Source organism: Sneathiella sp., from assembly GCF_002694385.1.
Taxonomy (GTDB): Bacteria; Pseudomonadota; Alphaproteobacteria; order Sneathiellales; family Sneathiellaceae; genus Sneathiella.
In genome coordinates this window covers 1-16825 of record NZ_NZMB01000024.1, presented here as the reverse complement: position 1 = coordinate 16825, position 16825 = coordinate 1, and the positions used below count along the sequence as shown (strand labels likewise).

Genomic DNA, 16825 nt, shown 5'->3' with positions numbered 1-16825 from the left:
AATCGCCGCCGTCAGCGTCGTCTTGCCATGGTCAACGTGACCAATCGTCCCAATGTTTACATGCGGTTTACTGCGATCAAATTTCTCTTTGGCCATTTTATTTCTCCGTTTTTCCCGGCTGCCTCAGCTCGTTCCGTTACGCCAACTTCGCCAGAACTTCGTCTGAAACGTGTTGTGGCACAGGTTCATAATGGTCGAAGACCATGGTAAAGGTCGCGCGCCCCTGTGTCTGGGAGCGCAGGTTGTTCACATAGCCAAACATGTTGGCCAGCGGCACCATGGCGTTGACGACTTGCGCGATACCGCGCTGCTCCGTCCCGGTCACCTGACCGCGGCGGCTGTTCAAATCGCCCATAACGTCGCCGATATATTCGTCCGGCGTGACAATCTCGACCTTCATCATCGGTTCCAGCAGGCGCAGGCCTGCCTTGCGGGCGATTTCACGCATGGCGGCACGACCGGCAATTTCAAAGGCCATAACCGAGCTGTCCACGTCGTGATACGCGCCGTCGATCAGGGTCACCTTCACGTCGATCATCGGGAAGCCTGCCAGAACACCGGTTTCCACAATGTCGCGAACGCCTTTTTCCACGCCCGGAATATATTCCTTCGGAACGGAGCCACCGGTAATGGTGTCCCCGAAAACAAAGCCTTCGCCCGGCTCGCTCGGCTCGACAACGATCTTGATACGCGCGAACTGACCGGAACCACCAGACTGCTTCTTATGGGTGTAATCCAGCTCGGCTTTCTGCGTGATGCTTTCGCGATACGCCACCTGCGGCGCACCCACGTTGGCCTCAACACCAAATTCGCGGCGCATGCGGTCCACAATGATGTCCAGATGCAGCTCGCCCATCCCCTTGATGATCGTCTGGCCGCTTTCGATGTCGGAAGCAACGCGGAAGGACGGATCCTCCTTGGCAAGACGATTGAGAGCGATGCCCATTTTTTCCTGGTCGCCCTTGGTTTTCGGCTCGACCGCGATCTCGATGACCGGCTCCGGGAATTCCATGCGCTCCAGAATGACCGGCTTCACCGCATCACAAAGCGTATCGCCCGTGGTCGTGTCTTTCAGGCCCGCAATGGCAACAATGTCACCGGCACGCGCCTCTTTCACATCTTCGCGGCTGTTGGCATGCATCTGCAACATACGGCCAACGCGCTCCCGGCTGCCCTTCACGGAGTTCAGCGTCTGCGTCCCGGCTTCCAGCACACCAGAGTAGATACGCACGAATGTCAGCGATCCGACGAAGGGGTCCGACATCACCTTGAAGGCGAGACCGGCAAACGGCTCCTCATCGGAGGGCATGCGCATCACGTCCTTTTCGGTTTTCACGTCAATGCCATGCGTCCCGCCAATGTCGGTCGGAGACGGCATGAAATTGATCACCGCATCAAGAAGCGGCTGCACGCCTTTATTCTTGAATGCCGTACCCGTCAGAACCGGCACGAAGGAACCATCAATCGTTCCCTTGCGGATGCAGCGCAGAAGGGTTTCCTCGCTCGGCTCTTCTCCTTCAAGATAAGCCTCAAGAACCGCCTCATCGACTTCAATCGCGGTCTCAACCATCGCTTCACGATATTCGGCAGCCTGATCGGCAAGGTCATCGCGGATATCGCGATATTCGAACTGCGCGCCCATCTCGTCACCGGCCCAGACGATCTCTTTCATCTTGATCAGATCGACGACGCCCTCAAATTCGGCTTCGGAGCCAATCGGCAGCTGGGTTACCAGCGGCTTGGCGCCCAGGCGGGTTTTGAACATCTCCACACAGCGGAAGAAATTCGCGCCCGTACGGTCCATCTTGTTGACGAAGCACATGCGCGGTACGCGGTATTTATCCGCCTGGCGCCACACGGTTTCAGACTGCGGCTCGACACCGGCAACGCCGTCAAACACCGCAACCGCGCCGTCAAGAACACGCAGCGAACGCTCAACCTCAATGGTGAAGTCCACGTGACCGGGCGTATCAATGATGTTGATGCGATAGTCTTTCCAGAAACATGTCGTCGCGGCGGAGGTAATGGTGATTCCGCGCTCCTGCTCCTGCTCCATCCAGTCCATGGTCGCCGCACCATCATGCACCTCACCAATCTTGTGAGACACACCGGTGTAAAACAGAATGCGTTCTGTCGTTGTTGTTTTACCGGCATCGATATGGGCCATAATCCCGATATTGCGGTATTTTTCGATGGGCGTTTTGCGTGCCATGTCGGAAATCCTAAGCTCTAGCTTCGTCGTTAAATTCGATTACCAGCGATAATGGGCAAACGCGCGGTTTGCCTCCGCCATCTTGTGCGTGTCTTCCCGCTTCTTCACGGCGCCGCCCCGGTCATTGGACGCGTCGAGAATTTCGCCGGACAGCCGGTCAACCATGGTGACTTCCGACCGCTTGCGCGCGCTGATGATCAGCCAGCGAATGGCGAGGGCCTGCCCGCGCTCACTGCGAACTTCAACCGGCACCTGATAGGTTGCACCACCCACACGGCGGGAGCGAACCTCGATATCCGGCTTGATCTTGTCGAGGGCTTCATGGAAGACATCAACAGGGTTATTACCCGTTTTCTTTTCAATCAGATCGAAGGCGCCATAAACAATGCCTTCGGCTGTGGATTTCTTTCCGTCATACATGAGGGAGTTCATGAACTTGGTCAGAACAACATCCCCATACTTGGCGTCAGGGAGAATTTCGCGTTTTTCTGCGGCGTGACGACGAGACATTTAATTATTTCCTTATTTCGGCTTCTTCGCGCCATATTTGGAGCGACGCTGACGACGACTTGCAATACCCTGGGTATCCAGCACACCACGAACGATATGGTAGCGAACGCCCGGCAAGTCCTTCACACGGCCGCCGCGGATCAGAACTACGGAGTGTTCCTGCAGGTTATGCCCTTCACCAGGGATGTAGCTTGTAACCTCGAAACCATTGGTCAGACGGACACGGGCAACCTTACGAAGCGCCGAGTTCGGCTTCTTCGGAGTCGTCGTATAAACTCTTGTGCAGACACCGCGCTTCTGCGGGCACGCCTCCATGGCGGGCACTTTATTACGCGAAACCGGCGCCTTGCGGGGGTTTCTAATCAGCTGATTAATAGTAGGCATTCTTCTTCCTATCATTCGTTGCCGCAAATAGAACAGCCGCGTGCAGTTGCGGCTCTGCTCGCGGTCAGGTTTTTTGCGTCCACCCGAAGAGACTTAAACGCGTGTGTTTTCTTAAAAAATCCTGACGACACACGGAATATTCAATACACGACCAGTGTCAGGAGCGCGCAATATATGGGTGAGGCTACATGCAGTCAAGAGGAAAAGATTGGCTTTTCGTTAATCTTCCCGCCCCTGCGTTGATGTGCCATTACAAGCACCGTCAGACGTGCAATTCCCGTGCTTCGGGGAATAAAATTGCGCAAATCCGGCGATGTGAAACAATTATCCAATCCGAACATGAAAAACGGCGCCCTGGAACAGGCGCCGTTTCCCGTCATCTTGCCTCTGCCCCTTTGCGGCACGCCGCCCGGCAGAGGTGATTCTCGACCTTATTCCGCTGCGGAAGTTTCGCTGGTTCCTTCCGGTTCCAGCATATTCACCGCAGAGGCAGAGTTTTCCTGAATTTCCCGGTCGCGCCGTGCGGCCAGCATTTTCAGGCGATTCATCTGGGCGCCCGTCCCTGCCGGGATCAGACGGCCGACAATGACGTTTTCCTTCAGGCCGCTCAGCATGTCCTGCTTGCCGGCAACCGATGCCTCCGTCAGCACCCGTGTCGTTTCCTGGAAGGAGGCGGCAGAGATGAAGGAGTTGGTTTGCAGGCTCGCTTTCGTGATACCGAGCAGAACGGGATTTCCTTCCGCCGGGGCCTTGCCAGCAGCGACCAGCTTTTCGTTCTGGGCCTCGAACTCCTCGCTATCCACCTGCTCGCCGAGCAGGAAGTAGCTGTCGCCCGATTTTTCGATCTCGATCTTCTGCAGCATCTGACGGCAGATCACTTCAATATGCTTGTCGTTGATCTTCACGCCCTGCAGGCGATAGACATCCTGAATTTCATTGATCAGGAAGTTGGCGAGTGCCTCCACCCCGAGGACCTTCAGAATGTCATGCGGCGCCGGATTGCCATCGAGCAGATAATCGCCGACACGGACAAAATCACCTTCATTGACAGACAGATGCTTGCCCTTCGGAATCAGATACTCAACAGGTTCCAGATTTTCATCCTCCGGACGGATGTAAAGCCGCCGCTTGGACTTGTAATCCTTGCCGAATTCCACAAAACCGCTGACCTCCGCAATGATCGCGTGATCCTTCGGACGGCGGGCTTCGAACAGTTCCGCCACCCGCGGCAGACCACCGGTGATGTCCTTGGTCTTGGAGCCTTCACGCGGAATACGGGCCAGCACGTCACCGGCCTGCACATCGGCGCCGTCCTCAACCGAGAGAATGGCGTCAACCGGCAGGAAGTAACGGGCTTCATGACCACTCGGCAGGGTGAGGAGTTCCCCCTCTGCATCGCGCAGCGTGATGCGGGGCCGCAAATCGCTGCCCTTGGGCTGCGACTTCCAGTCGACAACGATCTTCCGGGTGATACCGGTTGCCTCATCCACCTGTTCGGCCATGGAAATACCGCCGACAAGGTCCTTATAGCTGACCTTACCTTCTAGTTCGGTGATCACCGGCGTGGTGAACGGATCCCACTGGGCCAGCTTGTCGCCCTTCTTCACTTCGGCGCCCTCATCGACGAGGAGACGCGTTCCGTAGGCAACACGGTGGCGGGCCCGTTCGCGATTGTTCGCATCAACCAGCACCAGTTCGGAGTTCCGGCCCATGACAATCGGGAATCCGCTGCTGTTGACAACCACGTTGCGGTTTTCAATGCGGATGGTGCCGTCATGCGAGGCTTCGACAGAGGAAATTTCCGCCACCTGCGCCGTTCCGCCGATATGGAAGGTCCGCATGGTGAGCTGCGTTCCCGGCTCGCCGATGGACTGCGCGGCGATAACGCCGACCGCCTCGCCGATATTGACGGGCGTTCCGCGGGCAAGATCACGGCCATAACATTTGGCGCAGATGCCGCCCTTGGTTTCGCAGGTCAGGACCGAGCGGATCAGAACCTGCTCGACGCCGACATTCTCCGCCTGAAGCGCGCTTGCCTCGTCGAACATTTCCCCGCCGGCGACCAGGACTTCGCCGGTCTGCGGGTTGATCACATCCACCGCCGCCGTGCGGCCGAGCAGGCGGTCGCTGAGCGTCGAGATGATATCGCTGCCCTCGACGACTTCACGCACTGTCAGGCCATTTTCCGTGCCGCAATCTTCTTCGATGACAACGCAATCCTGCGCCACATCGACAAGACGGCGGGTCAGGTAGCCGGAGTTAGCGGTTTTCAGCGCCGTATCCGCGAGACCCTTACGCGCGCCATGCGTGGAGTTGAAGTATTCGAGAACGCTGAGACCTTCCTTGAAGTTGGAAATGATCGGCGTCTCGATGATTTCACCGGACGGCTTGGCCATCAGGCCGCGCATCCCTGCGAGCTGCTTCATCTGGGCCGCGGAACCACGGGCACCGGAGTTCGCCATCATATAGATGGAGTTGATGCCAACCTGGCGGTTGTTCTCATCCATCTCCACCGCTTCAATGACCTTCATCATTTCATCGGCAACGCGGTCCGTGCACTGGGACCAGGCATCAATGACCTTGTTATACTTCTCGCCCTGCGTGATCAGGCCGTCATAATATTGACGCTCATATTCCTCGGCCAGCTTGCGGGTTTCCTCAACCAGACGCTCTTTTGCCTCAGGAATGCGCATGTCGTCCTTGCCGAAGGAAATACCGGCGCGGCAGGCATGGGAGAAACCGAGCCCCATCAGGCGGTCGGCGAAAATGACCGTTTCCTTCTGTCCGCAATGGCGGTAGACCTCGTCGATCACCTGCGTGATTTCCTTCTTTGTCAGCAGGCGGTTGATCAGATTGAAATTGATCTTCGCGTTTTTGGGCAGGATTTCCTCGATCAGCATGCGGCCCGGTGTCGTTTCGACAACCTTGCGGACCTTACTGCCGTCTTCCTGTACTTCCCAGATGCGTGTCTTGATCTTGCTGTGCAGGGTCAGGACCTTATTGTCGATTGCATGCAGCGCCTCGGCCACATCGGCAATCACCATCCCCTCACCCGGCTCGTTGGACATGTTCATGGTGAGATAGTAAATCCCGAGAACGATATCCTGGCTGGGAACGATGATCGGCTTGCCACTCGCGGGGCTCAGGATGTTGTTGGTGGACATCATGAGAACGCGGGCTTCAAGCTGCGCTTCCAGCGACAGCGGCACGTGAACGGCCATCTGGTCGCCGTCAAAGTCGGCGTTAAAGGCCGTACAGACCAGCGGATGAAGCTGGATGGCCTTGCCTTCGATGAGGGTTGGTTCGAACGCCTGAATTCCCAGACGATGCAGCGTCGGCGCGCGGTTCAGCAGCACCGGATGCTCGCGGATCACCTCTTCGAGAATGTCCCAGACTTCCGGGCGCTCCTTCTCGACCAGCTTCTTCGCCATCTTGACGGTCGCTGCCATGCCCTTCAGCTCCAGCTTCGCATAGACGAAGGGCTTGAAAAGCTCGAGCGCCATCTTCTTCGGCAAACCGCACTGATGGAGTTTCAACTCCGGCCCCACCACGATGACCGAACGGCCGGAATAGTCGACGCGCTTGCCGAGCAGGTTCTGACGGAAGCGACCCTGCTTACCCTTCAGCATGTCGGACAGGGATTTGAGCGGCCGCTTGTTGGCACCCGTAATCACCCGGCCGCGACGGCCGTTGTCAAACAGCGCATCCACGGATTCCTGAAGCATACGCTTTTCGTTGCGGACAATGATGTCCGGCGCGCGCAGCTCGATCAGGCGTTTCAGGCGGTTGTTCCGGTTAATCACCCGGCGATAGAGATCATTGAGGTCAGAGGTGGCGAAACGGCCGCCATCCAGCGGTACCAGCGGGCGCAGCTCCGGCGGGATAACCGGGATCACCTGCAGGATCATCCATTCCGGGCGGTTGCCGGATTCGATGAACGCTTCGATGATCTTGAGGCGCTTGGCCAGCTTGCGCGGCTTGGCTTCGGAGGTGGTGGTCGCCATCTCCTCGCGGATTTCCTCGCGGATCGCCTCAAGGTCGAGGGCCGAGAGAATGTCCCGAATGGCTTCCGCGCCGATATTGGCGGTGAAGGCATCCTCGCCATACTCATCCTGCGCGTCGAGATATTCTTCCTCACTCAGGAGCTGATACTGCTTCAGCGGGGAGAGGCCAGGCTCGATCACCACATAATTTTCAAAATAAAGAATCCGTTCCAGATCCTTCAGCGTCATGTCCAGCAGCAGGCCGATGCGCGACGGCAGCGACTTCAGGAACCAGATATGCGCGACCGGGGATGCCAGCTCGATATGTGCCATGCGCTCGCGCCGCACCTTGGAAAGGGTGACTTCAACGCCGCACTTCTCACAGGTGATGCCGCGGTATTTCATCCGCTTGTATTTGCCGCACAGGCATTCGTAATCCTTGATCGGGCCGAAGATGCGGGCGCAGAAAAGGCCGTCTTTCTCCGGTTTGAAGGTGCGGTAATTGATGGTTTCGGGCTTCTTGATCTCGCCGTAGGACCAGGAGCGGATCCGCTCCGGTGACGCAATCGAGATGCGGATTTGATCAAAAGCCTGAGTGCCTTGCGGCTGACCAAAAAGGTTCATCAACTCATTCATGGACCATCTCTCCTTTTAAACCCGGGTTCGCCGGGAGGCGCTTTTATAGCAGCCTGAAAAATATATGTCTGTGACCTGCGTCTCAAAGGGCCCCGGCCGAAGCCGGGACCACTCACTCAGTAACCGATTTGCGAAAGCTCGACATTCAGGCAGAGGGAACGCATTTCCTTCACCAGAACGTTGAAGCTTTCCGGAATACCGGCTTCGAACGTATCGTCACCGCGGACAATGGCTTCATAGACCTTGGTACGGCCGGCCACGTCGTCCGACTTGACCGTCAGCATTTCCTGCAAGGTATAGGCGGCGCCATAGGCTTGCAGGGCCCAGACCTCCATTTCACCAAAGCGCTGTCCGCCGAACTGCGCCTTACCGCCCAGCGGCTGCTGGGTCACAAGGCTGTACGGGCCGATGGAACGGGCATGGATCTTGTCATCAACCAGATGGTGCAGCTTCAGCATATAAATATAGCCGACTGTTACCTTCCGATCAAAGGTTTCGCCTGTCCGCCCGTCGATCAGCGTCACCTGACCGGAGGTATCGAGGCCGGCGACTTCCAGAAGGCGGTTGATATCCTCTTCCTTGGCGCCGTCGAAAACCGGCGTCGCCATCGGCACGCCGTTCTTCAGGTTACCGCCGAGTTCAAGGAACTGCTCATCGGACATGCCGGAGATTTTTTCCCCATACTCCTCATCGCCATAAACCTCTTTCAGCTTGGCTTTGAGCGGTCCAAGATCGGCCGATCCGTGACGGATGCGGTTCATGATTTCGGTAACCTGCGTTCCGATCCCATGGCTCGCCCAGCCCAGATGCGTTTCCAGAATCTGCCCGACGTTCATACGCGAGGGCACGCCGAGCGGGTTCAGAACGATATCGACCGGCTTGCCGTCCTCCAGATAGGGCATGTCCTCCTCCGGCAGAATGCGGGAGATAACACCCTTGTTGCCATGACGGCCGGCCATCTTGTCACCCGGCTGCAGCTTGCGCTTCACCGCGACGAAAACCTTGACCATCTTCATGACGCCCGGCGGCAGCTCGTCTCCGCGCTGCAGCTTGTCCACCTTGTTTTCAAAGCGGGCCCGGAGGGCGCCAATCGCCTCGTCATACTGCTTCTTGAGCTGCTCGATCTTCTCCATCGACGCATCGTCCTGGACGCTGATCTGCCACCAGACGCCGCGATGCAGCTCCAACAACTTCGCGGAGGCGATTTCCTCGCCTGCCTTGAACTCGCTGGGTCCGGCGGCAACGGCCTGGCCAACCAGCAGGCTCTTCAGGCGGTCATAGATCGTCCGCTCCAGAATGGCCTTTTCATCGTCCCGGTCCTTGGCGAGATGTTCGATCTCGTCCCGCTCGATGGCGAGCGCGCGTTCATCCTTCTCGACACCATGGCGGTTGAAAACACGCACTTCGACGACCGTACCGGCAACCCCCGGCGGCAGGCGCAGGGAAGTGTCGCGCACGTCAGACGCCTTTTCGCCAAAGATGGCGCGCAGCAGCTTTTCTTCCGGCGTCATCGGGCTTTCACCCTTCGGCGTGATCTTGCCCACCAGAATGTCACCCGGCTGGATTTCCGCCCCCACATAAACGATACCGGCTTCGTCGAGGTTTTTCAGCCCCTCCTCACCGACGTTCGGAATATCGCGGGTGATTTCTTCCGGGCCCAGCTTCGTATCACGGGCGGCCACTTCAAATTCCTCGATATGGATCGAGGTGAAGACGTCATCCTTCACGATCCGCTCGGAGATCAGGATGGAATCCTCGAAGTTGTAGCCGTTCCACGGCATGAAGGCCACCAGGACGTTCCGGCCCAGCGCCAGCTCACCAAGATCGGTGGACGGGCCGTCACAGATGATGTCCCCGGCCTCAACCTTGTCGCCGACCTTCACGAGCGGCCGCTGGTTGATGCAGGTATTCTGGTTGGACCGCTGGAATTTCAGCAGGTTGTAGATATCCACACCGGATTTGCTGAGATCCTCCTCATCGGTCGCGCGGATCACGACGCGGGTCGCATCCACCTGATCGACAACGCCTGAACGCTTGGCGACCGTCGCCACACCGGAATCGCGGGCCACCCGCTCTTCCATGCCGGTGCCGACAAACGGCGCCTCCGCCCGCAGGAGCGGCACGGCCTGACGCTGCATGTTCGATCCCATCAGGGCGCGGTTGGCGTCGTCGTTTTCGAGGAACGGAATAAGCGCGGCACCAACAGAGACAAGCTGCTTCGGCGACACGTCGATATAAGTCACATCTTCGGGCTTGGCGACGACATATTCGCCCTGCGCCCGGCAGCGCACGAAATCTTCCGTAAACCGGCCTTCCTCATCGAGGGCGGCGTTGGCCTGGGAGATGGTGTGCTTGCTCTCTTCCATGGCGGAGAGATATTTCACCTCATGGCTGAGCTTGCCATTTTCAACGCGCTGATACGGGCTCTCGATAAAGCCGTATTTATTGACCCGCGCATAGGTCGCGAGCGAGTTGATCAGGCCGATGTTCGGGCCTTCCGGCGTTTCAATCGGGCAGATACGACCATAATGCGTCGGATGCACGTCGCGCACCTCAAAGCCCGCGCGTTCGCGCGTCAGGCCGCCCGGGCCCAGCGCCGACAGACGCCGCTTGTGGGTGATTTCCGACAGCGGGTTGGTCTGGTCCATGAACTGGCTGAGCTGGCTGGAGCCGAAAAATTCGCGCACGGCCGCCGCGGCGGGCTTCGCATTGATCAGGTCATGCGGCATCACCGTATCAATCTCGACCGAGCTCATCCGTTCGCGGATCGCCCGCTCCATGCGCAGCAGGCCAATGCGATACTGGTTTTCCATCAGCTCGCCAACAGAGCGAACCCGGCGGTTGCCGAGGTTGTCGATATCGTCGGTTTCCCCATGACCGTCCTTCAACCGGACAAGGGTTTTGACAACCGCGAGAATGTCGTCTTTACGCAGGACGCGCACCGTATCCTCGACATCCAGATCAAGGCGCAGGTTCATCTTCACCCGGCCAACGGCGGACAGATCATAGCGTTCCGGATCGAAGAACAGGCCATTGAACAGCGCTTCGGCCGTTTCCTCGGTCGGCGGCTCGCCGGGGCGCATGACACGGTAAATATCAATCAGCGCCTGATCGCGCGAGCTGCTCTTGTCAACCGCCAGCGTGTTGCGGATATAGGGCCCGACATTGACATTGTCGATATCGAGCGTCGACACCGCTTTGAAACCCGCCGCTTCCAGCCGGTCGATCAAGGCCTCGGTCAGTTCCTCGCCCGCTTCCACCAGGACTTCGCCCGTCTGCTCGTTGATCAGGTCTTCGGCGACATAGCGACCGACCAGATCCAGATGACCGACGAGCATGTCTTTCAGCCCCTCGTCCATCAGCTTCTTGGCGAGCCGCTGCGTGATTTTCGTCCCGGCTTCGGCCACCACCTTTTCGGTGTCCGCATCCACCAGATCGCGGATCAGACGACTGCCGCGTACGCGTTCCACATTGAACGGCGTCCGCCAGCCCTTCTTCTCCAGCTTGTAATCTACCCGGTCGTAGAAATAGTTGAGGATTTCCTCATGGCTCATGTCGAGCGCCTGCAACAGCGCCGTTACCGGCAGCTTGCGGCGGCGGTCGATGCGCACATAGACCACATCCTTCGCATCAAATTCGAAGTCGAGCCAGGAGCCGCGGTAGGGAATGACCCGCGCCGCGAACAGCAGCTTGCCGCTCGCATGGGTCTTGCCCTTGTCATGGTCAAAGAACACGCCCGGGCTGCGGTGCATCTGGGAGACGATAACCCGCTCGGTCCCATTGATGATAAAGGTGCCCTTGTCCGTCATGAGCGGCATATCGCCCATGTAAACACTCTGTTCCTTGATATCGAGAACGGATTTCGCTTCGGTGTCCGGGTCCACCTCGAACACGATGAGGCGCAGCGTCACCTTGAGCGGAGCGGCAAATGTCATGCCGCGCTGCTGACACTCTTCCTCGTCATATTTCGGGGCTTCGAATTCGTAGGAAACAAATTCGAGACTTGCCGTATCCGCAAAATCCTTGATCGGGAAGACAGACCGGAATACAGCCTGAAGTCCCTCGTCACCGCGATCTTCGGGTGGCGTGTCTTTCATCAAAAACGCATCGTAGGATGTTTTTTGAACCTCAATCAGGTTCGGCATCTCGGTCGCCGCCTGGATAGTTCCAAAATTTTTACGAACGCGCTTGCGACCGGTGAAAGACTGCAAAATGCCCATGCCAAATCCCCGTATGTTTCCTGGCCAACTGAATAACAGCCTTCAAAAAAAGGCTGCGCGCCGGAACTTCCTGATCGCGCCCCACGCGGGCGTCTGACCAGCAAAATCCTGCAAATTTTTTCCGGATATCTCGCCGTCCGGACCGGTTTGCGCGTTTGAAATCCCGCCGGATTTAGTCTCTCCGCTTTGAAAGCGGCTGCGGGGAAGACAGCAATCGCCGCCTTCCCCGTTAAAATCTAGCGTCCCAAAGGTCGCCGCAACACCGCTGTCTTACTTAAGTTCAACAGTTGCGCCTGCGCCTTCAAGCTGCTCTTTGATCTTGTTGGCTTCGTCCTTGTTCACGCCTTCCTTGACAGGTTTCGGCGCGCCTTCGACGAGATCCTTTGCTTCCTTCAGACCGAGGCCAGTGATGGCGCGGACTTCCTTGATGACGTTGATCTTCTTCTCGCCGGCAGCGGCAAGAATAACGTCGAATTCGTCCTTTTCTTCAGCCGGAGCCGCATCGCCAGCAGCGCCGCCAGCAGCCGCAACAGCGACCGGAGCCGCCGCAGAGACGCCCCATTTTTCTTCCAGAAGTTTTGCGAGTTCCGCAGCTTCCAGCACGGTCAGGCTGGAAAGGTCTTCGGCAATCTTTTCGAGATCGGCCATTTTACTATTCTCCTCAGGTAAACCTAGTGGTTTGTTTTCAATGATAACTGGCTATTACATCTAACCCTGTGCGGCTTTCGCCGACATAACACGGGCAAGCTGGGCAGCCGGAGCCTGAAGCACGCCTGCGACCTTCGTCGCCGGGGCCTGCACCAGTCCGATCAGCTTTCCACGCAGTTCATCCAGTGACGGCAGGCTGGCCAGCGACTTGACACCTGCAGCATCAAGTTCGGTCGCCCCCATAGCGCCACCGATGACGATGAACTTGTCATTCCCCTTTGCAAAGTCCGTTGCAACTTTCGGCGCCACAACAGGATCGCTTGAATAGGCGATCCCTACCGGGCCCTTCAGTTTCGCGGACAGGGAACCGTAGTCCGTGCCATCAAGAGCGAGACGCGCAAGCCGATTTTTGGTCACTTTGAAGCTGGCTCCGGCCTGGCGCATTTTAACGCGCAGATCCGTCATCTCCGTCACAGTGAGACCACTGTATTCGGCGATGACAACAACTGCGGCATCGTTAAAGACACCGTTCAGCTCGGCAACCACCGCTTCTTTTTGCGATCGGTCCACTCGTCGTCTCCAGTTACTGGAATATTCCAACTTCGGAACATCCCGGTTTCAATTGAACCCGGCCTTCGCCGGATTCGGTTCAAACTGTCCCAGGTCCACCTGAATTGCTGACACGCAGCGAATTTTATAGCTTCCCTGTCTATGCAGGCAACAGTTGCTTTTAAATTTCCAGCATCCCGGAAACACCTGCAGTCTTGGACAGACGGATCGGCACGCCGACCCGACATCTGCCGCCCCTTGACGAGGCGGCAAATTCTTTATCAGCGTCAAACGATGTCGCTGATTTCAAGCTTTACGCCCGGCCCCATGGTGGAGCTGACCGCAACTTTCTTGATATAGGTTCCTTTTGCGCCGCTCGGCTTGGCTTTCGCCACCGCATCGACGAAGGCGCGGATATTTTCAGCCAGCGCATCCTTGGAGAAGCTGGACTTGCCGAGGCCTGCATGCACGATGCCGCTTTTCTCCGCGCGGAATTCAACCTGTCCGCCCTTGGCTGCCTTGACAGCCTCGCCGACATTCGGCGTTACCGTGCCCAGTTTCGGGTTCGGCATCAGGCCGCGCGGGCCGAGCACCTTGCCGAGACGGCCGACGACGGCCATCATGTCCGGCGTTGCGATGCAACGGTCAAAATTCATTTCGCCATTCTGGATCTGTTCCATCAGATCTTCAGCGCCGACCAGCTCTGCACCGGCGGCCTTGGCTTCCTCCGCCTTGTCGCCCCGGGCGAACACGGCCACGCGGACGGATTTGCCCGTACCGTTCGGAAGCTGGATCACGCCGCGCACCATCTGGTCCGCATGCCGCGGGTCAACGCCGAGGTTCATGGCAATTTCAACGGTTTCGTCGAATTTCGACTTGGCGTTGGCCTTGATGATCTCGACAGCCTCATCGAGGGCGTAGAATTTCTCGCGGTCAACCGCGCCCTGCTGTGTTTTCTGCTTTTTCGTCAGTTTCGCCATGATCTTACCCCACCACTTCCAGGCCCATGGAGCGGGCGGAACCACGAATGATATTCATTGCTGCCTCAATGTCATTGGCATTGAGATCGGCCATTTTCGTTTCGGCGATTTCCCGCACCTGCGCTTCCGTCACGGAGCCGGCGACGGCGCGGCTCGGCGTGCTGCCACCCTTTTTCAGGCCCGCAGCCTTCTTCAGGAAGTAGGAAGCCGGCGGCGTCTTGGTGATGAAGCTGAAAGAGCGGTCCGCATAAACCGTGATCACAGTCGGGATCGGCATGCCGCCTTCCAGACTGCCGGTCGCCGCATTGAACGCCTTGCAGAATTCCATGATGTTCACGCCCTGCTGACCCAGAGCCGGGCCGATGGGCGGAGACGGATTTGCCTGTCCCGCCGGGACCTGCAACTTGATGTAACCCGTAATTTTCTTTGCCATTATATTCCCTCTTCAACATTAAGGGGTTGTGGTGCGGCCATGGCCGGCCTCCCACAACGATCCGCACCATGCGGAATTAAATTCAACTTTTTTCGACTTGCGAATAATCCAGCTCGACCGGAGTGGAGCGCCCGAAGATGGACACCGAAACCTTCAGCTTGGCCTTTTCCTCATCCACCTCTTCAACAAGGCCCATGAAGGTCGCAAACGGCCCGTCGCTGACGCGGACTTCCTCGCCCAGCTCGAAAGTAACGGACGGCTTCGGCCGCTCGATGCCTTCCTGCACCTGATTGAGGACGGCTTTCGCCTCCTTCTCGGAAATCGGCGTCGGCTTGTTGCCGTTGCCAAGGAACCCGGTCACCTTCGGCAGGTTTTTCACCAGATGGTAGGTTTCCTCATTCATTTCCATATGCGCCAGCACATAGCCGGGGAAGAACTTGCGCTCCGTATTGACCTTCTGGCCGCGGCGCACTTCCACCACCTCTTCGACCGGCACCAGCACCTCGTCAAACAGATCGGCCAGCCCTTTCAGGATGGCCTGCTCCTTGACGGCCTGCGCGACCTTTTTCTCAAACCCCGAATAGGCGTGAATGATATACCAACGTTTAGCCATGTGCTCAGGACCCCAGCGTCATGAATGTCTTGATGGCGAACTGAATGCCGGTATCCACCAGAAAGAAGAACATGGATGCCAGAAAGACCATGACAAAGACCATCCCCGTGGTGATCAGCGTCTCCTTGCGGGTCGGCCATGTGACCTTCGAGGCTTCCTGCCGCACCTGGCGGATAAAAGCTCCTGGGTTTACCTTTGCCATAACTTATCAAATATCCTTGTTTCGGGTGAGTGACCCGGCGGTATACAGGACTTTTACACAGAGATCAACCAGAATGGCAGGAGAGGAGGGACTCGAACCCCCAACCCCCGGTTTTGGAGACCGGTGCTCTACCAATTGAGCTACACTCCTCCGGCCTGAACGGGCAGCCCCGGGTCGCCGATTTTAACTGCCGACGCCCGGGACCACCTATATCTCTATATATCCGCCCTGCTCTTCAAGACAACAGGTGCCGCCTCTCGCTTATGCAGTTACGGAGGCGACGACGCCGGCGCCGACGGTGCGGCCGCCTTCGCGGATGGCGAAGCGGAGGCCTTCATCCATGGCGATCGGNGCGATCAGCTCGACATCCATCGTCACATTGTCGCCCGGCATCACCATTTCCGTACCAGAGGGAAGCGTCACAACACCCGTCACGTCCGTCGTCCGGAAGTAGAACTGCGGACGGTAGTTCGTGAAGAACGGCGTATGACGGCCACCTTCTTCCTTCGTCAGGATATAGGCTTCAGCCTTGAACTTCGTGTGCGGCGTGATCGAACCCGGGCGCGCCAGAACCTGACCGCGCTCCACATCCTCGCGCTTCGTACCGCGCAGCAGAACACCCACGTTGTCACCGGCCTGACCCTGATCCAGCAGCTTGCGGAACATTTCAACGCCCGTGCAGGTCGTCTTCGTCGTCGGACGGATGCCGACAATCTCAACTTCCTCACCCACCTTGATGATGCCGCTTTCAACACGACCCGTCACAACCGTACCCCGGCCGGAGATCGAGAACACATCTTCAATCGGCATCAGGAACGGACGGTCAATGTCCCGCTCCGGCTGCGGAATATATTCATCAACCGCCGCCATCAGCTTCAGGATCGCTTCCTTGCCGATTTCGTCATCCCGGCCTTCCAGCGCCGCCAGCGCAGAACCGCCGATGATCGGAATATCGTCGCCCGGGAATTCATACTCGGACAGAAGTTCGCGGATCTCCATTTCCACAAGCTCGATCAGCTCCGGATCATCCACAAGGTCAACCTTGTTCATGAAAACAACCAGCGCCGGAACGCCAACCTGGCGCGCCAGGAGAATATGCTCGCGCGTCTGCGGCATCGGCCCGTCATTCGCAGACACAACAAGGATCGCCCCGTCCATCTGCGCCGCACCCGTGATCATGTTCTTCACATAGTCCGCGTGACCCGGGCAGTCCACATGCGCATAGTGGCGCGCGCCCGTCTCATATTCAACATGCGACGTCGAAATCGTAATACCGCGCGCCTTCTCTTCCGGCGCCTTGTCAATCTCGTCAAACGCAAAGGACTTCCCGCCCCCGGCTTCCGACAAAACCTTCGTAATCGCCGCCGTCAGCGTCGTCTTGCCATGGTCAACGTGACCAATCGTCCCAATGTTTACATGCGGTTTACTGCGATCAAATTTCTCTTTGGCCATTTT

Annotated in this window: 13 protein-coding genes and 1 tRNA gene; all 14 read right to left on the bottom strand. The window is 57.8% G+C overall.

Features of this window, described 5'->3' with window-relative positions:
• Positions 1 to 96, bottom strand: a 96-nt coding sequence (locus CMN55_RS17385) for a GTP-binding protein (protein ID WP_148791578.1), incomplete at its 3' end; no start/stop codon positions are given.
• A gap of 40 nt (positions 97 to 136) precedes the next feature.
• Positions 137 to 2212, bottom strand: a complete 2076-nt coding sequence (gene fusA / locus CMN55_RS16445; RefSeq protein ID WP_293951297.1) for an elongation factor G — start codon at positions 2210 to 2212, stop codon at positions 137 to 139.
• A 39-nt stretch (positions 2213 to 2251) separates the two neighbouring features.
• Entirely contained in the window at positions 2252 to 2722 is a 471-nt protein-coding gene (gene rpsG, locus CMN55_RS16440) for a 30S ribosomal protein S7 (RefSeq protein ID WP_293951295.1), read from the bottom strand.
• Between the two features lie 12 nt (positions 2723 to 2734).
• Complete coding sequence (gene rpsL / locus CMN55_RS16435) at positions 2735 to 3106, bottom strand: 30S ribosomal protein S12 (protein ID WP_293951293.1); 372 nt, start codon at positions 3104 to 3106, stop codon at positions 2735 to 2737.
• 431 nt (positions 3107 to 3537) lie between these two features.
• Positions 3538 to 7725, bottom strand: a complete 4188-nt coding sequence (rpoC, locus tag CMN55_RS16430; RefSeq protein ID WP_293951291.1) for a DNA-directed RNA polymerase subunit beta' — start codon at positions 7723 to 7725, stop codon at positions 3538 to 3540.
• Between the two features lie 116 nt (positions 7726 to 7841).
• Positions 7842 to 11939 carry a DNA-directed RNA polymerase subunit beta gene (rpoB, locus tag CMN55_RS16425; RefSeq protein ID WP_366932102.1) on the bottom strand — a complete coding sequence of 1366 codons (4098 nt, stop codon included), beginning with the start codon at positions 11937 to 11939 and terminating at the stop codon, positions 7842 to 7844.
• A gap of 276 nt (positions 11940 to 12215) precedes the next feature.
• The gene (rplL, locus tag CMN55_RS16420) at positions 12216 to 12593 is read right to left on the bottom strand and encodes a 50S ribosomal protein L7/L12 (RefSeq protein WP_293951287.1); all 378 of its coding nucleotides are present in this window, start codon (positions 12591 to 12593) and stop codon (positions 12216 to 12218) included.
• Between the two features lie 60 nt (positions 12594 to 12653).
• The gene (gene rplJ, locus CMN55_RS16415; RefSeq protein ID WP_286710620.1) at positions 12654 to 13163 is read right to left on the bottom strand and encodes a 50S ribosomal protein L10; all 510 of its coding nucleotides are present in this window, start codon (positions 13161 to 13163) and stop codon (positions 12654 to 12656) included.
• 266 nt (positions 13164 to 13429) lie between these two features.
• Positions 13430 to 14122: a 50S ribosomal protein L1 gene (gene rplA, locus CMN55_RS16410; protein ID WP_293951284.1), complete on the bottom strand. Its 693-nt coding sequence runs from the start codon at positions 14120 to 14122 to the stop codon at positions 13430 to 13432.
• A 4-nt stretch (positions 14123 to 14126) separates the two neighbouring features.
• Positions 14127 to 14555: a 50S ribosomal protein L11 gene (gene rplK, locus CMN55_RS16405; protein WP_293951282.1), complete on the bottom strand. Its 429-nt coding sequence runs from the start codon at positions 14553 to 14555 to the stop codon at positions 14127 to 14129.
• 82 nt (positions 14556 to 14637) lie between these two features.
• Positions 14638 to 15168 carry a transcription termination/antitermination protein NusG gene (gene nusG / locus CMN55_RS16400; RefSeq protein ID WP_293951280.1) on the bottom strand — a complete coding sequence of 177 codons (531 nt, stop codon included), beginning with the start codon at positions 15166 to 15168 and terminating at the stop codon, positions 14638 to 14640.
• Between the two features lie 4 nt (positions 15169 to 15172).
• Positions 15173 to 15370 (bottom strand): preprotein translocase subunit SecE, encoded by a 198-nt coding sequence (secE, locus tag CMN55_RS16395; protein WP_293951278.1) that lies wholly within the window; start codon positions 15368 to 15370, stop codon positions 15173 to 15175.
• Between the two features lie 74 nt (positions 15371 to 15444).
• A tRNA-Trp gene (locus CMN55_RS16390) sits at positions 15445 to 15520 on the bottom strand.
• Between the two features lie 111 nt (positions 15521 to 15631).
• The gene (gene tuf, locus CMN55_RS16385) at positions 15632 to 16822 is read right to left on the bottom strand and encodes an elongation factor Tu (RefSeq protein ID WP_293951299.1); all 1191 of its coding nucleotides are present in this window, start codon (positions 16820 to 16822) and stop codon (positions 15632 to 15634) included.
• Between the last annotated feature and the right edge of the window lie 3 nt (positions 16823 to 16825).